Here is a 22,770-nt window from a genome sequence, read left to right on the forward strand (position 1 = left end):
ACATGACAGAAACAAAAACAGACAAGTCGTTGTTTTATCTATACGGATTAATACCTACAGAAGAATTAAAAGAAAACCCACTGACGCCATTTGCAGGAATTGACGGACGACATAACTTATATGAACGGCAGATAGGCGAAGTGACAGCAATCTTATGTGAAATTGATGAAGAGGAATTTTCTGAAGAGGTTATTGAAGATAAGGTTAATCATGATATGGAATGGCTGCAAGTGAAAGCTTTGCATCATCATGAAACACTTGAAAAGCTTCATAACACCTATACACTTATCCCACTGAAGTTCTGTACCATTTACAAAAATGAACAGAATTTGGAGAGAACAATAGAAACGGAGAGTTTGAAATTCCATCAGCTTTTCGAGAATATTGCTCAGAAAGAAGAATGGAATCTAAAAATCTATTGTGACGATAAGAAAATCAAAGAAGAAGTAGCAGAACATTCCGCTGACATCAAACAACATGAAAAAGAAATTGAATCACTTAGCCCAGGAAGACAGTTTTTTGAAAGAAAAAAACTGAAGCAAAAAATAGAAGAAGCCGTCGTGAATGTGAAAAGAAAAAAGTGTGATGAAATTCATGAAAGATTGAGTGAATGGTGTGCCCAGTCAGATGTGAAGAAGAACTGGAGCCAAGAGATGTCCGGTAGAAAGCAAGATATGAACTGGAACGGTATCTATCTATTAAATAAAAATAATAGAGATGGCTTTCTGCAACAAGTGAAACAGCTCCAGAAAGAGTACGTGGACCTTGGTTTCACTATGGAGTATACCGGCCCGTGGCCATGTTATCATTTCGCAAACTTATAGGCAGAAGGTAGGGAACAAAATGCCAACGCAATATGGAGTAAACCCTAATCAAGATGTTTCTTTACTGGACATTTTAGATGTCATTTTGGATAAAGGTGTCGTGCTAAGAGGGGAGCTTATCATCTCCATAGCGGACATTGATTTAATTTACTTGGATTTGCGATTGCTAATCACTTCAGTAGATAAACTGATGGAATCCAATGAAAGAAAAATAATTGGCGAGGAGGAAGCGAAATGGAGCATAGACCAGAAAAGAGCGGCAGGATCCAATTAGATCCAGATAATGTGGAACAGGGGCTGTCACAACTTGTGTTAACGGTAATAGAGTTATTGCGTCAACTCATCGAGAGACATGCTCTAAGAAGAGTGGATAGTGGCAATTTGACTGATGAGGAAATTGAAAAGCTTGGAACAGCATTGATGAACCTGGAATTAAAAATGGAAGACCTTAAAGAGATTTTCGACTTAGATGATGAGGATTTGAACATTAATTTGGGACCGCTAGGGAATCTTCTATAATTTTTTTAGCGTGTGAAGGAGCTGTTATATATGTCAATGCAAACACCGTCAAACTCCAGTAACCTAGTGGAGGTACTTGAAAAAATACTCGATAAAGGTGTAGTAATTGCTGGAGATATCAAGATTGGGCTTGCTGATGTAGAATTATTGACTATCAAAATTCGATTGCTTGTGGCGTCGGTTGATAAGGCTAAGGAGATTGGGATGGATTGGTGGGAAACAGATCCTTATTTTTCTTCTAGAGGGGTTAATCAAGAATTGCAAGAGCAAAATCAAAAGCTACTAGAGCGTATTGACCAGTTGGAACAACGGTTAGAAGCACCGAAGGAATAATGATTTAGCAATTATACTTTTATACATTAGGTTGGACAGTGTTTTGGTGAGCACTGTTTTTTCTTTGAAAAGAAAAACACCTCATCTAATTAAAGATGAGATGTTTTTACTAGTTAAACATAAATTTCTTCGTTCTGAATTTGACACTCATGACAATTCCCATGGCTATCATATTTGTTAACAAAGCACTTCCTCCGTAACTCATAAACGGAAGGGCAAGGCCGGTAATCGGCATCAAACCGATGGTCATGGCAATGTTTTGGAATATCTGAAATGATAATAGACCGATGACACCGGTCACCAAGTAGGTACCGAACGGATTATCACAGCTAATGGCAATGATAATTAAGCGATAGATCATGATAAAGTAAATGGAGATTACAAGAGTTGCTCCGATAAATCCGAATTCCTCTCCAATAAGGGCGAATATGAAATCCGTCTGAACCTCTGGTATCCGGCCGCTTTGAGATTGAACACCTTCCAATAAGCCTCGACCGGATACTTGCCCCGAACCTATTCCTTTTAAAGCTTCCGTAAGCTGAAACCCATAGGAGGAGGCATATTCTTCTCGACTTAACCATCCATAAATTCGTTCAAGCTGGTGAGGCTTGATGAATTTTGAGAACAACTCCATATGGCTGTTATGCAAATAAACAAGTGTCGTCAAGCCTGCGATGATGGTTCCTGCTAGTAAAGTAAGTATTCTCCAAGAAGTCCCGCTTATAAATATCATGGTTACCATGATGGCTCCAATAACAAGTGCCGTTCCTAAATCAGGCTGTAAAAGTATCAAGCCAAATGGAGGAAGAGAATAGATCATAATTTTGATTACGACACTGATAGGAGTCTTAGTATCTAATTCATGCTTTTCTTTCACCCATTTGTAGATGACGCCTGCAAGCACAATTAGCAGGAATATCTTCATAAACTCGGAAGGTTGTAACATAAATCCACCAAGATTAATCCAACGTTGTGATCCATTTCTGACAGTACCGAATAAATGTACGGCAACTAAAAGACTCAGACCGAGAAAATAAAAGGGTAAGGCTAGGTTTTCCAATAGTTCATAGTCAAAGAACATGATGGAAAACATAATTCCTACCCCAATTATGTACCAAATAATCTGCCGTTTTACAAAATAATACGGGTCATTGACGAAGTATTGACCCGATGCACTATAAACAGCTACTAAACTGATAATGAATAGCAAAAACAGCAGAAATAACAAAGTATAATCTATTCGATTATACTCTAGCTTGTTATTTTCTGTCCCCATGTAGTTTCTGTCTCCTCTCTAGCTTCTCTCGCGATGGTTGCATGTTTCGATAGGTGAACTAGAATGCCTGCTGCAAAAATAGTGATAAGCAGGGAAGACCCTCCATAACTGATGAAAGGAAGTGTGATACCTGTAATTGGAACTAACCCACTTACAGCACCGGCATTAATGAACACCTGGCTGCTTATTTGAAAAGTAATACCGAAAGCAAGAAGTTTTCCAAAAGGATCCTTTAGGGAAACCCCGACCCTAACTCCTCTTACAAGCACAATTCCGTAAAGTAAGAACAAAGTCAATATTCCAAAGATCCCAAGCTCCTCCGAAATAACTGCGAGAATAAAATCTGTGTGGGCTTCTGGCAAATAGCCAAGTTTATGTACTCCTTGCGCCAAGCCTCTTCCTAAAAGCCCGCCATTTCCAATGGCAATGAACGATTCAACAAGCTGAAAGCCTGAACCAGAGGCATCTCCGAAAGGGTCAACGAATGATGTAATCCTTGCCCAACGATAACTGGCAGTTTTGGCAAGAATGAAAATTCCTAAAGCTGCAACAGAGCCAAGTAATAGGATATGCTTCCATCTAGCTCCAGAACAAATAAGGATAGCTCCGCAGGCAATGGTAATCATGGAGCCTGTTCCAACATCAGGCTGAAGTATTATTAAAAATAATATTAAAATAAGTACAGCTAGTGGAGGAGCAACTCCTTTACTAAATTGATGGATATACGGCTGTTTTCTTGCATAGACCCTTGCAAAATATATAATCATGACCAATTTTGCAATTTCAGCGGGTTGTACACTGATACTCCCTATTTGAAACCAACTCCGTGCTCCATTCACTTCATTTCCAATAAACGGTACTAATACAAGTATTAATGAGAGAACTGATAATCCTACCAATAGAGGAGTCAACCTGTCGTATAGCTTATAAGGAGTGATGATAGCAGCTATAAAAACGGGTATTCCTAAATAAAGCCAAGTTTTCTGGCGATTAAAGAAATAAGCGTAGTCCTCATGAAGTTCATAGCCTAGCAACATCCCGGCACTGTAAATCATTATTAAACCGTATATACATAACAACACGATAGCTGTTAACAGTAACCAATCAAGTTTTTTGAAAAAATTTATCATTCTTTAATACTCCTTTAAAAAGGCTGGTTTCACGAAGAAAATAATTCCCCAATATTATTATACAATACCACACTGTTACAAAGATATTGGGAATATGTGAAACTTGTGTAACAGCGTTTATCAGTGCTTAAAGAAAAAAGAAGCTATTTTTCCCTAGCTTCTTTTGTGTATTTTCTAATAAAGAAAGCATCTTCCATGGTTGGTTGTGCTTCTACAAAACCTAATATAGGTTTAACGTTGCTAGCACATCTGACGGCCAGCTGATCTTTAACTCTACCTGCATAAACGATAAGGTGTTGGGATGAAAAGTTTTCGTATAAGCTATCTTGCAGTTCACCGGTCCAAACTTTTAAGGGAAGTTGCTGTGTCCACATTAATTTGCTCCCAGAATAGACAACTCTACCTTGATACATCCATAAAACACTATTGCACACCGGCCCCCATTCATTCAATTCATGTGTGGCTACAAGTATGACACAATGTGGAGCGAGTTTCGCTACATAGTTTAATAAACTTTTCCTCTCATGGATATCGAGAAAGTTTAGAGGTTCATCCAAAAAAATGTAGCTGGGTTTTCCGAGAAATGCCTGTGCAAGCGCCAATCTTTGCTGCATACCTTGTGATAGTCTTTTGATTTTCTTTTTTTTAACGTCTTGGAGATGAAACACACTGATTAGTTCCTCAATTTGGCGCATGGAATAGTCTTTGCTAAGACCTTTAAGCTGGGCCATATACATTAATAATTTCACAGGAGTGAAATCCGGATATAGTTCCACTCCTGTCGGCACAAATCCAATTTTACTTCTAACTAAAGGAAGGTCTGTATCCATCGTATCATCCTGGTAATAAATTGTCCCCCGTGGTGCGCGAGTAGCGGTTGCCAAGAGGTGCAGAAGTGTAGACTTTCCAGACCCGTTATTACCTACTAGGATCGTTATTCCAGGATGAAGGGTTAATTCATCGATTTCTAAGGAAAAGTGTTTGTATTTCCAAAAAATATGATTTAGTCTTATCATTTAATATCGCCTCAATTAACGAAACATCGTTTGCAGTTTCAAGCTTTTTTTGTAAGCTAGAAATAGAAGGAACAGGCCAAGAGTGACAAAAAGGGTTTGTATACCTGCTACCTGACTGTGTGAAAACTGGATTATTGCATAGCCATGTGTCTGATAAATAGCGCCAGCAACCATAAGAACAATCCATGCTATGATACCAAATGCAAGACCAAACTTTACTCCTTTTCGCATCATCAAATATGCAATCATTCCATAAATCAACATAGCGGGGGCGATCCAATCTAACAAAAAGGGAAGTAGTTCGAAATGTTGAACTTTAAAGCTTAGGTAAAAGGAGCCTATTACACCTAGAATGATGTTCATTGCTAAGATTATTACCATACGACTTAGCAATAATAAAGCTGGTGGAAAAGGTGTAATGCTCTCAATGGTGCGCATTTGTTTATTCCATGTTTGGTACGTATAGAACACACCAACCAGCATCGATAATGGAATCGCAAATTGATAAAATTGTGTTGCTTCTCTCACATAAACGTTTGAAGAGAATAAGGTCAGCATAACGAAAATGAGCGTACTCATCACCCAGAAGTGCCATTGATAAAATGAGATTTGTGCTTTTAATTGAGAGAAAAAGCTTGGTGGTTGAATTGTTTCTTGCCCAAGTTCTTCTGCAGATGCAGTGCCTATTTCATTGAATGTTGGTTGCAAGGCTGCCAATAATGCTTTTGTATCCTGACTGGATGGCGATTTGACGACATATGAAGAAAGCATCTCTTTCATTTCATCTTCTAGTTGATACAGCTCTTGGTCTTGATTGTGTTGTTCCTTCATTATTCTCCGCCTCCTTTTCCGCTTCTTTTGATAATACCCCTTTAAGTTTCTTTAAAGCATGAAACAAATTGGATTTAACCGTTCCTAATGGTAAATCTAGAATGTCTGCAATTTCTTTCAATTTCATATCCTGATAAAATCTCAAGGTAACAATTTGTTGTTGTGACTCTGACAAACTCTTTAAGGAAGCTAACATCTCTTTTCTAGTTTCCTGCCGTTCGTAGATTTCTATAACAGAAGCTTGTTGGTCAACAGTGACCGGCATTTCTTCTTTTGCCGTATCCTCTGAACGATATTGAGCACTGCGCCAGTAGTCCTTGCAGATGTTAGAAGCCACCCGGTAGAGCCAGGCTTTCGGATATGTTGGGATTTGTTTCGACTTCAGCTGTTTTAATAAGCGGATGAATGTTTCTTGAACAACATCCTCTGCTTTTTTAGAATCTTTTAACAGCCTTTCCGTATATTGATGTATTGGTACATGATACCTATGAACAAAGGCTTCAAATGCCGCCTGGTCACCTTCAGCCATCTGTTCAAGGAGCCTTTCATCGCTTATCATCGCATTCCCCCACTTTCAAACGTACGATTCCAATAAGTCATCCATTCTTCATAGGAGAAGGAATCTTTATTATTGGTCTTTAAATCTTGATAGATGTCCTTAAGTAATTGTTTTACTTTTTCGTTATTGCCTTTCTCCAATTCTTTAGCTATCATCAAAACAACCTGATTATTATATTGTAGCTTGTATGATTTCATTAGCTCATCGAACTTTTCTAAAGTAGTCATCTCAGCAGATGAACTCATCCAGTTTATATGAGAGACAGTAGAAAGGTAGTAGAAATCTGTGCCATTAAATTGCTCAAAATCATTCCAATCAAAGTCATAATAATCTTTATATAAGACAAGCAGGTATGTGTCCATAAGCCCCTTTAACACGGAATCCGCTGAAACCTCGTAATACTGGTTTAGATAATCGTGTCCGAATAGCCCAAACGATATTAATCTGGATTTTAAATCTATCATCGTATTATTTATGACTTTACCATCATCAACCTGTACGTATGTTTGAACATTATCATCAAAGAAAAGTGCTTCGTCAAAATGGTTGATATTATATGTTTCAGTCCCGACATAGTTAAGAGAAGGGACATAGACAAGTTTCATGTCTTGTTGAAATTCTTCATCTAGCCAATTCTCAAAAAAATCTTCTATAGAAGCCATATCGCCAAGTTTCTGTTGTATTAACTGATAGTTTTCCTTATGAGCAATAACGGAAAAAGGTAAATTCCCCTTATATTTGACTAGTCCCTTATTTGAAAAAAGTGTTAAACCTTTAGCATCCTCACTGGTGAAAATTAGCGCTCCATCAGCAGATTTTTCACTAAAATGGGCAGTACTGAAAACGTGATGATTAAAGTTAGTCAATTCTACCTGAAAATCAGACGCGGGAAGTGCCTGGTTCAATTCTAAGTGGCGATTAAATCCTATCGTATGAATGTAATCCTCCGTATCTGCATGAAAAAGAGTATAAATAGAATAATCTCCCGGTAAAGGGTACCACCCTATATAGGAAGGGATGTACATATCTTCCCCTTTAAAGAAAGCAAAATTTCTTTCACTTCCGTAAAGATGTCCCCATTCATTTAGGTTGCCGGTATACTCTACCTCTAACCGGTTTAGTTCTTGTTGATCTATGTTGGATAACGTTACAAGATGCTGCTTCTTATTAAAGTCAGTTTTCACCCCGTTCCAAGATACCGATTCCACTTCAAAAGAGGGATACAAGCTAAAATTTAATGTGGTGTTTTTCTGTAAATTAGGAATAAGCAACTCTGCCTTAATGTGAAAGGAATTTTTTCTGGTCCGCTCCATTTTAATGGAGTAACTATCAACATTATAAAACTCTCCTACTGTGTCTAAAACAGTCCCATCGTCAGAATCATACTGCTTAACAGCGCCTGCTTTTAAATAGTTAAAATGCTCTAAGCGGTCTGACCATAAATAACTGTATGGAAAAATGGAAGCAACGGTAAGGGCCGTTACTATTCCAAACAAAGTCCATTTTCTCTTTTCAAAGGATGAAATTCGATTAGTGGAAGATTTCATGATTGTAATAGCCAATAAAAAAAGACTGAAAAACGTGACAAAAAGCTGCGAATATAAGGTTTCTTTTCTAGATAAACGAAATCCCCAATCTTCAGAGTGAGAGATATCCATGAAAAACTGATTTAAATGAAATGTTTTCAAAAAATGCAATTGATATCGTTGTATAATATAACCTTCCATAAAGAAAGTGCCAAACATCCACGCGCAAAACACAATGATATATACAATCCTGTTAGTGATAAGAACGGCAAGTACCATTCCTAATGAAATAGTGACAGCGTAAGACAATTGGCTTTGAACAGAGAATGACAAGCCGTGTTCTAGCAAATAGGAGAGGTCTTTGCCGAAGGAAGAACCTTGCCATACAAAGATCAGGAAATAAACTAAAGTAAAGAGACTGCTATAAATAAAAAGCGATAGAAACTTTGCTAGAATAATGGTTAAAAAGGAATTCGGTAAGGAATTCGTCCAATCTAATAACACGGTCTGTTTTTCTCTACGAATGGATAGCACACTTGCTAAAAATAACACGCCAAGGGAAAGGGTGTGGCCGATAGCAAGAAACTCATTATTGGCTTTAAAAAAGCCGGATGAATATTGTCCGATAATGTTTGCAACGTCTTGGTTATGATTGGACAACCATAAACTCATACTGACTCCATACACTAGTGGAGCCAAAAGGAAGAACCAATTCTTAAGAAGGAAACGGTTCTCTAGTTGTAATTGTTTTAAAAATCTCATGAGGAAGTCCCCTCTAACAAGGCGAGATAACCGTCCTCTAAATTCGGCTCAAGCATCTTTGCTCCGTAAAATGGCTTCTCATCTGCAAGGACCCGTGCATGAACAGTGCTGCCACGGTGTTCTGAACAAAGAATGGTGTCTTCTGCCATATTTTCTAAATAACCTGATGGAACCGTTCCTTCCCACACTTTTCCGCAAGCTAACTCTTTCAGCTCTTCAACCGTTGCATCTAATAAAAGCTCGCCTTTCTTCAATACCGCTATCTCATAGCAACTGCTTTCAATATCTGTGACAACATGTGTAGAGAGAAGGATGCTTTTGTTAAGGCCTTCTTTGGATAAAAGGTTTCGAAAACGGAGCTTCTCTTCTGGATCTAATCCTACTGTAGGCTCATCTAAAATAACTAGTTTCGGGTTTCCCATAAATGCTTGCGCGATGCCTACACGTTGCTTCATTCCATGGGAAAATGTTTTGATTTTTTCATTGGCTTTGGAAGTGAGGTTCACCTCGTGCAGCCAGTGTTCTATTTGTTCCCTGCGTTCTTTCTTGTTCGGAACGCCTTTCATGACTCCTACAAAATCTAAAATTTCCATTGGTGTCATTTGTGGGTAGACATGGAAGTGCTGAGGCAGATATCCAATCAGTCTCCGGACTTTTTCTGGATGTGACAGGATCGAAATGGAGTCAATGTGAATGTCTCCTGCTGATGGTTTCATTAAAGTGGCCATGATTCGCATCAGAGTTGATTTACCTGCGCCGTTTGGGCCTAACAGACCGAATATTCCTGTTGAAATTCGTAGGTTTATGGAAGAGAGCACTTTTTGTTGTTTATATGATTTTGATAGATTGCGAATTTCGATCATGGTGAATCCTTCTTTCTGTTTGACTGCATGAAAAGTTTGTTAAACATCTTGAGATTTACGTTCCAGGTGTTCGCTTATCCAGAGGACGGTGCTTGAGCCTCCTCGGATTCGTCCGTGGGGTCTCAACCTACCATTACTCCCCCGCTGGACCAGGAAGGCTTCGGCAGCGATTCATCGCACGAAGAAAATGCTTTAGCATTTTCGAGGAGTCTCACACCTTGCACTCCAATCTCAAGGTGGACTACATTAATTATTGAACCCTTCAATAATTATAACGAAATAGATGGGAAAAGGTTTAAGATAGAGGAGGAAATTTGGAGAAGGGGAAATTTACCTGCAACATTCTGCAATATTTCTGAAATTTCTTTGTAAAAAGCCATTGACGACGTTTACATTCTATTTTATAATTACTTTCGAAAGCGCTTTCGGTTCGAGAGAGGGAAGACAATGACAACCATTTATGATATTGCGAAAAAGACCGGTTTTTCCATTACAACTGTATCAAAAGTATTAAACAATTATACAGATGTAAGTGAAAAGACCAAAAAGAAAATACTAGAAGCTGTAGAAGAAATGGGGTACTACCCCAATTCCCATGCTCGCTCATTGATGACCAAGAAATCTTGGACAATTGGTGTAGTTTTCATGGAAAACTTAGGTGTTGGTATTAAACATCCCTTTTTCAATGCCGTGATTGAAAGTTTTAAGCAAAGAGCAGAGCAGTTTGGCTATGATATGCTTTTTGTATCAAGAAACATCATCAATGAGAAAAAAAGCTATTTGGACCACTTTCGACATAGAGGGGTGGACGGAGTAGTGGTGGTTTGCTCCATATCAGATGATCCTGAAGTAAAAAAACTGATGGAGTCTCCTTTACCTACCGTAATCATTGATATGCATAGCTCCAAGTCAAGTGTAGTTTATAGTGATAATAGTTATGGAAGTGTACTGGCTGTTGACTATCTTTACTCACTTGGGCATAGAAAGATTGCACACATATACGGACATCAGGAGACATACGCAGGAACAGAAAGATTAAAGGGTTTTATTAAAGCGCTTAAAAAGCATAACTTGGATATTCCCAAATCTTACATTGTAAATGGTGGATTCTTCTCCATGGAAAGTGGAGAGCAAGCGATGCAAGAATTGCTATCACTAGAAGATCCTCCAACAGCTGTTTATGCTGCAGGAGATAATATGGCATTTGGAGCAATCAAAGCAATCAAGAAAAAAGGATTATCTGTACCAGATGATATTTCTGTTATAGGTTATGATGATATAGATATTGCCCAGCATATAGCACCGCCATTAACCACTGTCAAACAGAATATGAATCAACTTGGTTCCACAGCAGCCGATCTGTTATTAGATCAGATCAATGACAAAACAAAGCTCAACAAAGCCGTTACCATTCCAGTAGAACTTATCATCAGGGAATCGTGTAAGGCAATTAAAATTGATGAGTGAAGAGGGGACTAATAAGTTCTCTTTTTATCCATAAAACGAAAGCGCTTTAGTTAAAAATAAGCATTTTCGAAAGCGCTTTAGTATTTTTTACAACAAAACAGGGGGGTATTTTTGTGAAAAAGAAGCTTTTAATTCTTATTACTGCAGTAATGACGCTAAGTTTATTATCTGCTTGCAGTAACTCGTCTTCTTCTAAGAAGGCAGATTTAACTGTATGGTCCTTCACGGATGAACTACAAGAACCAATCAATGTATTTAAAGAGGAAAACGGAGTAACGGTTGATTTGACAATCATTCCGATTGAAGATTATCCAACTCGTTTACGTCCAGTATTAGAAAGTGGTCAAGGAGCTCCTGACGTATTTACTGGCGAACTTGCATTCATAAAAGATTGGGTAGAGCAAGATTATTGGGAAGACCTTTCTCAAGAGCCTTACAATGTACAAGAATGGGAAGATGACTATATCCCTTATGTATTTGATCTAGGAAAAGATTCAGAAGGTAAAATCAAAGCTGTATCTTGGCAAACAACTCCAGGTGGTATCTTCTATAGAAGAAGTATCGCTAAAGAAGTATTAGGTACGGATGACCCTACTGAGATCGGCGAAAGAATGAGCACTATGGACGGTTTGTTTGAAGTTGGAGAAGAATTAAAATCCGCTGGTTACCGTCTATTCCCTGATGAAGGAGCTGTTCGTTGGTTTGCACAAGGTCAAGATCCACAACCTTGGGTTAACGAAAATAACGAGCTAGTTATGACAGAAGGAAGAACCAACTATTTCGACTATGCCAAAGAATTACGTGATAAAGATTTAACAGCATTTGCACCAGAATGGTCTCCTGCATGGTTTGCAGCAATGGATGAGCCAATCAACTACAATGCAGGTTGGGAAGAAGTAAACGAGAACAGTTCTGATCAAACAGAAGTGTTTGCATATGCATTACCAACTTGGGGTCTTCACAGTGTTCTAAAAACAAACACAGAAGAAACTGTTGGAGACTGGGCAGTAACAAATGGTCCGAACCCATACTTCTGGGGCGGAACTTGGTTAGGAATCTACAAAGGTTCTGAAAATAAAGATCTTGCATGGAAATTCGTTCAAATGATGACACATGATGAAGAGTTCTTAACTGATTGGGCAAAAGAAACAGGAGATGTTCTTTCCTACTTACCGGTTACAGAAAAAATCAAAGGTGATATTCAAGAGCCATTCTTAGGCGGGCAAAATAACTATACGTTCTTCTTAGAAGAAGCTGCAAACATCAACCCAGGAACTGTAACAAAATATGACCAACAGATTGATGGATTCTTTGGATCTATGGTTGGGGAGTATGTAGAAGGAACTAAGACGAAAGAAGAAGCAATTGAAGAGTTCTATCGTTTAGTGAAAAATGCATACCCGGATATTAAGACACCTGAATAATGCAACAAAGGATGTGGTGGGAGCTGAAACTTGGCTCCCACCCATCATTTAAAGAGTAAGCTCTGTTAACTGCCGCTGTGGATTTACGCACTTGGCTTCGCTTATCCAAAGGGCGTGTGCTTGAGCCTCCTCACAACGCTTCAGGGGTCTCAACCTACCGCTATCTCCCGCCGGAGTCTACGCCATGTGCTCCAATCCACAGCTAGGTTATTTATTTAATACATTATCAATTTTATTAACAGAGTTACAAGAAAGAAGGCGATTGATTTGAAGAAAAAAGATCATTATGGCTATCTGTTCATCCTACCATTTTTCATCGTCTTTGGGATATTTAGCATCTATCCAATACTATTAACCTTCTATTATAGTTTTACAAACTACTCCGGTATGGGAGTTCCTGAAGTTATTGGATTGGCTAACTATACAAGACTACTTACTGACAGCTACTTTTTACAAGCATTCTTTAACACTTGGTACATTTGGGGAGTTAACTTCTTTTTCCAAATGCTTATAGCATTGGGGCTTGCGATATTGTTCTCTGATATTCGCCTAAAAATGAAAGGGCTTGGTTTCTTCCGGGCTGTACTTTATCTTCCAAACTTAATAACTATCGCTTCTGTAGCGTTATTGTTTGGTATTTTACTAGGATGGCACCATGGAACATTGAATCATTTATTAATGGATTTAGGCATCATCTCTCAGCCAATCAACTGGCTTAACGACCCTACTACAGCAAAATGGTCTGTTGCTCTTATCGGAGCATGGATGTGGTTTGGTCATACATTTATCGTATTGATGGCAGGTATTTCAGGTATTTCAAAGGATTATTATGAAGCGGCACTTATTGATGGAGCGAACCGTTGGAAAACATTGTTCCACATTACATTGCCATTATTAAAACCAATTATGTTATATATCATGATCACTTCTTTAATTGGCGGATTGCAGATTTTCGAATTGCCGATGTTATTAACAGACGGTATGGGTGCACCGCAAGGATCTCTAAACACAATGGTTTTATATATGTACAATCAGGCATTTAAATTTAACAACTATGGATACGCCGCAGCGGTCGCATACGGATTATTCTTGATTACGTTAATATTCTCGTTTGTAACATTTAAAGCTATGTACCGCAAAAGCATGGATTAGGAGTGAGTTAGTGTGAATAAAAGTACTTTTGTAAAGAGCATCCTCTACGGGCTTTTAATATTGCTTGCGATTATTAGCTTTATCCCATTTTATATGATGATTATCAATGCTACGAGATCCAATTCAGAAATTCTGCAAAAAGGGTTCACCCTTTTACCAGGTAGCGCAATCGCGGAAAACTATGAAAGATTGATAAGTTTCGTTAATATTTGGCAAGGATTTGGAAACAGTGTATTTATAGCAATTTGTGTAACTGTATTAAGCTCATACTTCTCCGCACTGACGGCATATGGGTTTGCGATTTATAACTTTAAAGGTAAAAATTTTCTATTCGTTTCCGTATTAATTTTGATGATGGTCCCGGGCCAATTAGGTCTAATTGGATTCTATGACTTAAATAAGACATTAGGTACATTGGACAGTTATATCCCATTAATCATTCCGGCTATAGCAAGTCCATTCGTTGTTTTCTTCCTACGACAATTTCTTGTCTCCACCCTGCATCCAACATTATTGGAAGCTGCCAGAATGGATGGAGCAAGTGAAATAAGAATTTTCCATACGATAGGCTTACCTATCATGATGCCGGCAGTAGCTACAATGGGTATCTTCACCTTTATTGGATCTTGGAATAACTACATTGTTCCACTTGTAGTTCTTTTCAGTCCGGAAAAGTACACGTTACCTGTCATGATGGGCTTCTTGAGAGGATCAAAGGTAGCAGAAAATCTAGGTTCTATGTATTTAGGTATCGCGATATCTGTTGTACCAATCATGATTACCTTCTTGTTCCTATCCAAATACATCATTAGCAGTATTTCCGCAGGTGGAGTAAAAGAATAAATAAAAAGCAACTAGATTAATAGAAGAGGTGAACGGCATGTTAAATTTTTCAAAGGATTTCATTTTTGGAACAGCAACATCCTCCTACCAAATAGAAGGAGCACACGATGAAGGAGGTCGTACTCCATCCATCTGGGATACTTTTTCAAGAACACCAGGTAAGGTGTGGAATGGAGACACAGGAGATGTTGCTTGTGACCACTACCACCGTTATGAAGAAGACATCAACATTATCAAAAGCCTTGGTGTAGATTCTTATCGCCTATCTATCGCTTGGCCAAGGATTTTCCCACAACAAGGTGTTTATAACCAAGAAGGTATGGACTTTTATAAAAAGTTAATTAACGGCTTATTGGAAGCTGGTATCAAGCCAATGGTTACGTTATACCACTGGGATCTTCCAATGTGGGCACATGAACAAGGCGGATGGGTAAATCGCGAGTCCGTTTCATGGTTCTTGGAGTTTGCAGACAAGTGCTATGAAGAGTTAGACGAATTGGTTTATTCATGGATTACGCACAATGAACCATGGTGTGCAAGTTTCTTGAGCTATCACCTTGGCCATCATGCACCTGGACATACAAATCTTGAGGAAGGCGTAAAAGCAGCACATCATATTCTACTTTCTCATGGTGAAGCGGTTAAATTGTTAAAAGGTAAATTCGGATCTTCTACACCGATTGGAATTACACTTAACCTGGCACCTTCTTATGCTCCAACAGATTCAATCAATGACCAAATTGCAAGAAACAATTCTGATGGCTATGCAAACAGATGGTTCCTAGATCCTATTTTCAAAGGTTCTTATCCAATGGACATGATTAACCTGTTTTCCAAGTTGATTCATAACTTTGATTTCATTCAAGAAGGAGACTTGGAATCGATTTCAACTCCATGTGATTTCTTCGGAATCAACTATTACGCAAGATCATTGGTGGAATTTGATCCAAGTTCCCCAATGCTAAATAAAGGTGCTTACTCTGATTATCCGAAAACGGGTATGGGCTGGGATATCTCTCCACAGGAGTTCAAGGAATTGATTAGAGGACTTCGTGAGAACTATACTGATCTACCAATCTACATTACCGAAAATGGTGCGGCTTATGACGATGTAGTGGTAGATGGTTGTGTACATGACAATGAGCGTAAAGATTATGTGGAAAAGCATATTACAGCTGTTGCTGAATTGAATGAAGAAGGCATGAATATCGCAGGTTACTTCTTGTGGTCTTTATTTGATAACTTTGAATGGGCGTTTGGTTATGACAAGCGATTCGGCATGGTATATGTAGACTTTGAAACGCAAGAAAGAATTTTGAAAGATAGTGCGAAGCGATTTAAAGAGATTATTAGTTCAAGAAGTATATAACCACTCAGGATTGAGTGGTTTTTTTTGAAAAGGGAAATTGGTTTTGGCACGAACTCAGGGGATTTTGGCATCAACTCGTGTGGTTTTGGCACGAACTCGGGCTGATTTGGCATCAACTTCCCCCATTTTGGCACGAACTCAATAAATGGAGGTCATTTTATGAAGAATATTACGGTTATTCAAACAAAAAAAGAGACAGGAAGACCTTGGGAACAAGTAAAAAACATCGAATGGAAACAAAAGAGTGACAAAGCGGTCTCTTTAAAGCTTTTTCCTGAAAAACAACATCAAGAGTGGCTAGGTTTCGGCGGAGCTTTTACGGAAGCGGCTGCCTATAACTGGTCTCAGCTATCAGAAGGTAACAAAGATGCCATTATTAACGCCTATTTTAATAAAGAAACAGGTCTCGGATATAACCTAGGTCGCACGGCAATTCACAGTAGTGATTTTGCGCTTGGGAACTATACCTACGTGGAAGAAGGAGATGTGAGCCTCGAGTCCTTTAACATAGAGCGGGAGCAAAAGTACGTACTTCCATTTATTAAGGCAGCAGAGTCGGAAGCGGCTGAAACATTGACTATACTAGCTTCGCCTTGGAGTCCGCCTGCATGGATGAAAACAAATGGTGAAATGAATCACGGTGGCAAGTTAATAGAAAAGTACAGAGAAGCATGGGCTAATTACTATGTAAAATATATCAAAGCAATGGAAGCGGAAGGTGTACCGATTTGGGGGATTTCGATTCAAAACGAGCCGGAAGCGACACAGGTGTGGGATTCTTGCATTTATACAGCAGAAGAAGAAAGAGATTTTGTGAAGAACTTCTTAGGGCCAATCATGGAAAAAAACGGACTTGGCGATAAAAAAATCATCATTTGGGATCACAACCGTGATGTAATCGTGGAGCGGGCGACTACCGTGTTATCCGATCCGGAAGCAGCTAAATATGTATGGGGAACAGGGAACCACTGGTATGTATCAGAGGAGTTTGAGAATCTATCAAAAGTACATGAGGCATTCCCAGACAAACATTTATTGTTCACTGAAGGCTGTATTGAAGGTGGAGTGAAACTTGGTGCATGGCATACAGGAGAACGCTATGCAAGAAACATCATCGGAGATATGAATAACTGGTTAGAAGGATTCATTGATTGGAACTTGTTACTTGATATGCAAGGTGGACCGAATCATGTAGGAAATTATTGCGATGCGCCAATCATAGCAGACACAGAAAAAGACGAGGTGCATTTCAATAGTTCTTACTATTATATTGGTCATTTTAGTAAGTTTATCAAGCCGGGTGCGAAAAGAATCGCTCATGAAACAGCGCTTGAAGATGTTTCACTTGTTGCGTTCAAAAATGAAAATGAGAGCATTGTTGTCGTTCTATTAAATGAAACAGATGCCAATAAAGAAACGTCGATAGAGCTTGAAGGGGAAGTAATGGACCTGGCTATTCCTGCAAGATCTATTACAACGGTGGTATTCAACAACTAAAGGAGAGAGCATTAAAACAATGACAGATAGAAAAAAAGACTGGCAGTTAGTTTGGGAAGACAACTTTGATGGGCGTGAATTGGATCAATCCAAATGGTCTTATGATACAGGAAATGGTTTTATGAAGCCTGATGGCAACTATGAACCCGGTTGGGGCAATGAAGAGCTTCAATATTACTCCAAAAACAATGTGACAGTAGAAGATGGAAAGCTTGTCATAACTGGAAAAATGGAAACAGCTTCAGATGACCATGGTAAGTATGAATATACTTCAGGGAAAGTCCATACGAAAGGGAAATTCAGCCAGCTGTATGGGAGATTTGAAGCAAAAATTAAATTACCAGGTGGACAAGGTTACTGGCCCGCATTTTGGATGATGCCAGAGGAAGACAAGTATGGCGGATGGGCAGCATCTGGAGAAATTGACATCATGGAAGCTAAAGGAGCAAGAGTGAATACAGTCGGTGGTGCCATTCATTATGGTAGCCAATGGCCAAATAATACGTATACTGCAAAAGATCATCTCTTAGGTGAAAACTCAAGCATCACCGATTATAATGTCTATGCAGTTGAGTGGGAACCTGGAGAAATTAGATGGTCTGTAAATGGGGAAGTATTCCAAACTTTGAATAAGTGGTCAAGTATGGATTCAGATAATGAGAAAAAGCATGCTTATCCTGCTCCATTTGATCAGAAATTCTATATAATCCTTAACCTAGCCATTGGCGGCTGGTATGGAGGTGCCCCTGACGAATCCACTAAGTTTCCAGGAAAAATGGAAGTGGATTATGTGAGGGTATATAGCGCACAAAAATAAAGTAGTAATCATAAATCAAAAAGGATTACAGGCCACCCTGTAATCCTTTTTGTCATCCCCATCTCAAACTGATGGTAAGATGGCAGCAATCTTTTCCTTCAATTTCCGATGTCATATTTAAATTAATGCCATCCGGATTAAAATCTACTTTCACACCGGAATGCATACCAGTTGAAAGTAATAACTGAGACACTTTCTCTTTATTGCCTTCCTGTGCTGCCGCCATTACTTCCGAAGCGAACGCTTTAGAATCAGATAGTTTCTGCAAAATGATGCTGGCCTCTTTCATCAATTGTTGCATGGATTCTGCGGATTCAGTAAAGACGGTCGGATCCACTTCGGGATAAACTCGGAAATATGTTCTTGGCAGTGGAAGCGCATAAACCGGAAAATAGACATTTCGTGGATAATAAACAGTGCGGTGGAAATGGGGTTGATAAAAATACATGACAAACCCTCCATTTTTCATCAGTACAGTACTATATGTAATTTAAATAGGAATGGAGAGTTGTCACCCTTCTATTTAGTCTTTATTCCTTAATTGGCTTAACACAATTTTTTCCCATACTCTCCAAGGCAATAGACGTTTGGCAAGTAGAGAGAGCCTTACACCCTTTCCGACGGTATACCGGAGGGTGGGAGTTTTCTTCATCTCGGCTATCATCAACACCAGGTTAGCAACATCAACTGGATCTCCATACGACTCTCGATCTTTTTGAAGTCTTTTATTCATCCCCGTAAACAACTCAAGGTAAGGAGAATCGGCGTTGCCAGCTTTTGATGACATATGGGTGCCGGAGGACCATATATTCGTTTGAAACGAACCTGGTTCAACAAGGACTACGTCTATGCCGAACTTCTTTACTTCCAGCCTGAGACTCTCACTGTACCCTTCTAAGGCGTATTTTGATGACACATAAGGGGAAAGGCCGGGGAAGCCAATTAAGCCGCTGATGGAGCTTATATTGATAATTCTGCCGTTTCCCTGTTTTCGCATTTTTGGAAGCACTTGATTCGATACCCTCATTACTCCCAAAAGGTTGGTTTCCAACTGGAACTGATATTCCTCCATGCTCAATTCTTCTGCAAAACCAGCCACAGCAAATCCAGCGTTATTGATGAGCACATCCACACGATCTAATCCTTGAACAATGCTACCGAAATTATTCACGGATTCTTCATCTGTTACATCTAATAATGCAAAAGTCAGATTTCCCGCATCCTTTGGAGTCAATCCTTCCAATACGACGGACTTCTTTGTTTCATCCCTGATCGTTGCAACAACATGATATCCCCCTTCTAGAAAAACTTTGGTAAATGTTCTTCCGAAACCTCCCGAAGCGCCTGTAATGATGACAGTCTTTTTTTTCATGGAAATAGTCCCCTTTTCATATGCATTTATTGGTAAAGAGTTTGCTAGTTTATTTAATAAATATAAAAGGAATAAATATATACAGCGAGAAGGTAATGAACGTGTTTGTTTGACCAATAGAAGCAATAACAAATTCTTGCTTCGTGCAGAGAGAAGGGATCACTTGGATCTGACCTTTATCATAGAAATTATTAAGGACTATGGATATATAGGATTATTTTTATGGCTTTGGTTAGGTATGTTCGGTATCCCGGTGCCTAATGAAGTGTTTGTGAGCTCTATAGGGATTGTCGCACAACGGGGAGTCCTTGAGACAACGCCTGCATTATTCACAGTTTATATTGGAGTGATTGCTAGTCTTACCACCTGTTACCTTTTAGGACGTTGCTTGGGGAAAGGTGTATATTCAAAGCTTGAGAAACACGATAGGATCGAAGCTTCCTTTGCAAAAGGAGAAGAACTTTTGAATAAGTACCATGTATTTGCATTATGTATTTCGTATTTCCTGCCTGGATTGAGAAATGTCGTTCCTTTTTTGGCTGGATTTATGAGACTGCCATACTATCAGTTTGCCATAGCTGCCTATAGCTCTGCAATTGTATGGGTAACGACATTCTTTTTTATGGGAAGACTTGTGTGGAGTCATGCACAGCTATTCGTGGTGTATAGATTGGAACTGATGATTGCCGCTTCTGTCTTTATCGTCCTCTATTTTGTTTATGACTGGTACAAAAAACAGAGTGATCCCACTTTCATCTTCCAGAAGTATCGTTAAAGTATATATGTGCACGTCCCCTCATAGAATAGGAGTAAAAGAGTAGGGGATGGTGGTCATTTTGCAACGAACGATGCTTGTTCAGGGAAACGCGAAAAAGGAAGTGCAACCGGATATAGCGTATCTTCAATTGGGAGTGCTAACCACCAATTCTGATGTACAGCGTGCACAAGAAGAAAATAGATTGATAGCAAACCGAATGATTCGGGGCCTAATTGCAGCAGGCATTCCTCAGGAAGACATTGAAACATCTTCTTATACTTCCTTTCCTCGATATGAAACAGATTCGTCAGGTAAGTCTGTCCTTTCTACGTATGAGGTACGCCATATTTTCCGTATAAAAGTGAGAGATATTACAAAAACAGGTACCGTTGTAGATGTAGCTTTTGAGAATGGAGCGAATATTTCGGAGAGTGTATCCTTTGAAGTCTCCAATTATAAAGAAATCTATCGTCATGTCCTGCAGCTGGCAGTTGTGGATGGGGCGAAAAAAGCACAGGCAATGGCTATAACTCTACAAGTTTGCCTTTCTCCAGTTCCAATCAAGGTGGAAGAAGTTACTCAGCAGGTCTTTGCTGGGCCGCGTTATGCCTCTTTTGCAGTTCAGGAAAAGGAGAGCACACCAATTGAACCACAAGAAATCACCATAAGTGCGTCCGTTAATCTAGAATATATATATTAAAAAACAGACCGTTTCATCCTCCATTTTGGAGGGTGGCGGTCTGTTTTTAACACCTTAGCGGAAAATGCAACATAATTCCTCGGACAGCAAATTGTCTACTTCCTTTTGGTTCAATGAGTAGTAACTCCACGTTCCCCTTGTTTCTTTAACGATGATTTCCGCATCCAACAAAATCTTCAAATGGTAGGAAAGTTTGGATTGGGGCATTCCGATCAGCGGGACCATATCGCATACACACATAGCTCCATGTTGACATAGGATGTTCATAATGTGCAGTCGCTTTTTATCAGCAACGGCTTTGTACTTTGCTTCATATTTTTCAAACATTTTTTCCAAGGACACATCTTGTAGAGGGATTTCTTTTTTCAACTAATTTCACCTCTAGTACTCTCAAATTTTAAGTTTATTATATGCGATAGATAGCTAGGACTCAACATAACTGCAGTCAAGGTTTTATAAAAGGAGGGGAGACACATGTTGGATTGGTCGGCACTTATTCCTATTTTTGTATTATTCTCTGTGTATTTTCTTTTTGCAGTAGTATTATTAAGAGATAAGCGGTAACAAAAGGAGGAAACAGGAGTGGAACTAGAAAATACACTAATAGACTTACTAGGAATTGAAATTGTGGAACTGTCAGAAGAAAGAGCAGTGGCAACCATGCCTGTAGACAGTCGCACACACCAACCATTCGGACTGTTGCATGGTGGGGCGTCCGTGGCCTTGGCTGAGACGATTGCAAGCATCGGGACATTTAATCTTATCGACAAGGAAACAGAAATCTGTGTAGGGCTGGAGATAAACGCCAACCACCTGAAAGGGAAAAAGGATGGGGTGGTTACGGCAATCGGAACTCCGTTGCACAGAGGGAAAACCACGATGGTATGGGATATAAAAATTGTAGACGAAAACGACGCGTTGATTTGCATTTCACGTTGTACAATGGCCATTTTGAAGAAAAGGTAATGAAAGACCAAGGGACTGGAGGTTTTTTCAAACCGCCAGTCCCCTTCTCGCTAAATGTTTCAAGCCCTCACGCCTACTAAGCGGTGCCAAATCCGTAGACTTAATAAACGTCAATACCTCATCCGGGGCAGTCTTGGAATATTCTCTTAACGCCCAGCCGATAGCCTTCTGAATAAAAAACTCCTTAGCCCCTTTGGTGGCCTCTATATAAGAAAACAACTTCTGAGAATCTGTCTTTTCCTTATACTTCAACTGAAAAAGAATGGCTGATCTTTGCAGCCAGAAATTATCCGATTCAATCCACCTATCTGGAAAGTCAACAATACTGGACTTCTCCCTTAACAAAATTGCCCCAACATGATGCGGTGCAATATGATCCACTGTATCCCACCAAGAATTTGTAGTAACCAATTTTTCCAAAAAGGAGAGCCACTCCGCATCAAGCTTTTTAATATGAACATCAATCACCGCAAGGGCGGCATAATGGAATTCCCGCTCAGGTTGCGCATATAAAAACGTAACAAGCGGTTTGACCCACTCCCGTTCTGGTTTCCCATGTTCCACGAAAAATCCTTTTACTAACTCTTTTCGTTCAGGTGACTTTATCCCCAAAAATGAAAAGTGGTTGCGCATATAATCTTCCATCGGCTTTCTGTTCGATTCATTTGCGTTTGACCGAAACAAATCGATTAACCCATTCTGATATATTTCCAAAGTAGTGGCTTCCATAAAAAAACCTCCCATATCCATGACTTCTACTTGTAGAA

General features: G+C 39.2%; 25 protein-coding genes. 14 read left to right on the plus strand and 11 right to left on the minus strand.

Features of this window, described 5'->3' with window-relative positions; genetic code table 11:
- The first annotated feature begins 2 nt into the window (after positions 1–2).
- From LC091_RS12210 to LC091_RS12225, 4 genes are read left to right on the plus strand one after another with little or no spacing between them, the layout of a single operon-like run.
- Positions 3–824, plus strand: a complete 822-nt coding sequence (locus tag LC091_RS12210; RefSeq protein WP_226682313.1) for a GvpL/GvpF family gas vesicle protein — start codon at positions 3–5, stop codon at positions 822–824.
- 19 nt (positions 825–843) lie between these two features.
- On the plus strand, positions 844–1,098 hold the full coding sequence (locus tag LC091_RS12215) for a gas vesicle protein (protein ID WP_168865282.1): 255 nt from the start codon (positions 844–846) through the stop codon (positions 1,096–1,098).
- Entirely contained in the window at positions 1,059–1,343 is a 285-nt protein-coding gene (locus LC091_RS12220) for a gas vesicle protein K (RefSeq protein ID WP_060665532.1), read from the plus strand. The genes LC091_RS12215 and LC091_RS12220 overlap by 40 nt, the downstream gene beginning before the upstream one ends.
- 30 nt (positions 1,344–1,373) lie before the next feature.
- A complete protein-coding gene (locus LC091_RS12225; protein ID WP_226682314.1) occupies positions 1,374–1,676 on the plus strand; it encodes a gas vesicle protein in 303 nt (100 codons plus the stop codon).
- Positions 1,677–1,785: 109 nt separating this feature from the next.
- Here LC091_RS12225 and rodA read toward each other — a convergent pair whose 3' ends face one another.
- The 7 genes from rodA to LC091_RS12260 all read right to left on the minus strand — a co-directional run bounded on the left by rodA (position 1,786) and on the right by LC091_RS12260 (position 9,639).
- Entirely contained in the window at positions 1,786–2,952 is a 1,167-nt protein-coding gene (rodA, locus tag LC091_RS12230) for a rod shape-determining protein RodA (protein ID WP_226682315.1), read from the minus strand.
- Entirely contained in the window at positions 2,928–4,082 is a 1,155-nt protein-coding gene (gene ftsW / locus LC091_RS12235; protein WP_226682316.1) for a putative lipid II flippase FtsW, read from the minus strand. The genes rodA and ftsW overlap by 25 nt, the downstream gene beginning before the upstream one ends.
- Positions 4,083–4,225: 143 nt before the next feature.
- The gene (locus tag LC091_RS12240; protein WP_226682317.1) at positions 4,226–5,098 is read right to left on the minus strand and encodes an ABC transporter ATP-binding protein; all 873 of its coding nucleotides are present in this window, start codon (positions 5,096–5,098) and stop codon (positions 4,226–4,228) included.
- Positions 5,099–5,113: 15 nt separating this feature from the next.
- A complete protein-coding gene (locus LC091_RS12245; protein ID WP_226682318.1) occupies positions 5,114–5,929 on the minus strand; it encodes a hypothetical protein in 816 nt (271 codons plus the stop codon).
- Positions 5,880–6,488 carry an RNA polymerase sigma factor gene (locus LC091_RS12250; RefSeq protein ID WP_226682319.1) on the minus strand — a complete coding sequence of 203 codons (609 nt, stop codon included), beginning with the start codon at positions 6,486–6,488 and terminating at the stop codon, positions 5,880–5,882. Before LC091_RS12250 ends, LC091_RS12245 begins: the two co-directional genes overlap by 50 nt.
- Positions 6,485–8,776 (minus strand): ABC transporter permease, encoded by a 2,292-nt coding sequence (locus LC091_RS12255; protein ID WP_226682320.1) that lies wholly within the window; start codon positions 8,774–8,776, stop codon positions 6,485–6,487. Before LC091_RS12255 ends, LC091_RS12250 begins: the two co-directional genes overlap by 4 nt.
- Positions 8,773–9,639, minus strand: a complete 867-nt coding sequence (locus LC091_RS12260; protein WP_226682321.1) for an ABC transporter ATP-binding protein — start codon at positions 9,637–9,639, stop codon at positions 8,773–8,775. Before LC091_RS12260 ends, LC091_RS12255 begins: the two co-directional genes overlap by 4 nt.
- Positions 9,640–10,086: 447 nt before the next feature.
- Here LC091_RS12260 and LC091_RS12265 point away from each other — a divergent pair, with 447 nt between their 5' ends.
- The 7 genes from LC091_RS12265 to LC091_RS12295 all read left to right on the plus strand — a co-directional run bounded on the left by LC091_RS12265 (position 10,087) and on the right by LC091_RS12295 (position 18,208).
- A complete protein-coding gene (locus LC091_RS12265) occupies positions 10,087–11,106 on the plus strand; it encodes a LacI family DNA-binding transcriptional regulator (protein WP_226682322.1) in 1,020 nt (339 codons plus the stop codon).
- Positions 11,107–11,219: 113 nt separating this feature from the next.
- Positions 11,220–12,530, plus strand: a complete 1,311-nt coding sequence (locus LC091_RS12270) for an ABC transporter substrate-binding protein (protein ID WP_226682323.1) — start codon at positions 11,220–11,222, stop codon at positions 12,528–12,530.
- Between the two features lie 267 nt (positions 12,531–12,797).
- Complete coding sequence (locus LC091_RS12275) at positions 12,798–13,682, plus strand: carbohydrate ABC transporter permease (protein WP_226682324.1); 885 nt, start codon at positions 12,798–12,800, stop codon at positions 13,680–13,682.
- Between the two features lie 12 nt (positions 13,683–13,694).
- A complete protein-coding gene (locus tag LC091_RS12280; RefSeq protein WP_226682325.1) occupies positions 13,695–14,525 on the plus strand; it encodes a carbohydrate ABC transporter permease in 831 nt (276 codons plus the stop codon).
- Between the two features lie 37 nt (positions 14,526–14,562).
- A complete protein-coding gene (locus LC091_RS12285; protein WP_226682326.1) occupies positions 14,563–15,894 on the plus strand; it encodes a GH1 family beta-glucosidase in 1,332 nt (443 codons plus the stop codon).
- 159 nt (positions 15,895–16,053) lie between these two features.
- Complete coding sequence (locus tag LC091_RS12290) at positions 16,054–17,391, plus strand: glycoside hydrolase family 30 protein (protein ID WP_226682327.1); 1,338 nt, start codon at positions 16,054–16,056, stop codon at positions 17,389–17,391.
- A gap of 19 nt (positions 17,392–17,410) precedes the next feature.
- On the plus strand, positions 17,411–18,208 hold the full coding sequence (locus LC091_RS12295; protein WP_226682328.1) for a glycoside hydrolase family 16 protein: 798 nt from the start codon (positions 17,411–17,413) through the stop codon (positions 18,206–18,208).
- Between the two features lie 52 nt (positions 18,209–18,260).
- Here LC091_RS12295 and LC091_RS12300 read toward each other — a convergent pair whose 3' ends face one another.
- Together LC091_RS12300 and LC091_RS12305 are read right to left on the minus strand one after the other, a co-directional pair.
- Positions 18,261–18,656, minus strand: coding sequence for a hypothetical protein (locus tag LC091_RS12300; protein WP_226682329.1), 396 nt, complete (start codon positions 18,654–18,656; stop codon positions 18,261–18,263).
- Positions 18,657–18,731: 75 nt separating this feature from the next.
- Positions 18,732–19,580 (minus strand): SDR family oxidoreductase, encoded by an 849-nt coding sequence (locus tag LC091_RS12305; RefSeq protein ID WP_226682330.1) that lies wholly within the window; start codon positions 19,578–19,580, stop codon positions 18,732–18,734.
- Here LC091_RS12305 and LC091_RS12310 point away from each other — a divergent pair.
- Together LC091_RS12310 and LC091_RS12315 are read left to right on the plus strand one after the other, a co-directional pair.
- On the plus strand, positions 19,558–20,355 hold the full coding sequence (locus LC091_RS12310; protein WP_226682331.1) for a DedA family protein: 798 nt from the start codon (positions 19,558–19,560) through the stop codon (positions 20,353–20,355). The genes LC091_RS12305 and LC091_RS12310 overlap by 23 nt on opposite strands.
- A 49-nt stretch (positions 20,356–20,404) precedes the next feature.
- Complete coding sequence (locus LC091_RS12315) at positions 20,405–21,037, plus strand: SIMPL domain-containing protein (RefSeq protein WP_226682332.1); 633 nt, start codon at positions 20,405–20,407, stop codon at positions 21,035–21,037.
- A gap of 54 nt (positions 21,038–21,091) precedes the next feature.
- On the opposite strand, the gene LC091_RS12320 is transcribed toward LC091_RS12315, so the two are convergent.
- On the minus strand, positions 21,092–21,364 hold the full coding sequence (locus LC091_RS12320; protein ID WP_319003660.1) for an ArsR/SmtB family transcription factor: 273 nt from the start codon (positions 21,362–21,364) through the stop codon (positions 21,092–21,094).
- Between the two features lie 255 nt (positions 21,365–21,619).
- Between LC091_RS12320 and LC091_RS12325 the strand changes: the two genes are divergently transcribed.
- Positions 21,620–22,003 (plus strand): hotdog fold thioesterase, encoded by a 384-nt coding sequence (locus LC091_RS12325; protein WP_226682333.1) that lies wholly within the window; start codon positions 21,620–21,622, stop codon positions 22,001–22,003.
- Positions 22,004–22,030: 27 nt separating this feature from the next.
- Here the strand turns inward: LC091_RS12325 and LC091_RS12330 are convergent, their stop codons facing one another.
- Positions 22,031–22,732, minus strand: a complete 702-nt coding sequence (locus tag LC091_RS12330; protein ID WP_226682334.1) for a DNA alkylation repair protein — start codon at positions 22,730–22,732, stop codon at positions 22,031–22,033.
- Positions 22,733–22,770: the final 38 nt, after the last annotated feature.

This window comes from Sutcliffiella horikoshii (assembly GCF_020524325.1).
Lineage (GTDB): Bacteria > Bacillota > Bacilli > Bacillales > Bacillaceae_I > Sutcliffiella_A > Sutcliffiella_A horikoshii_D.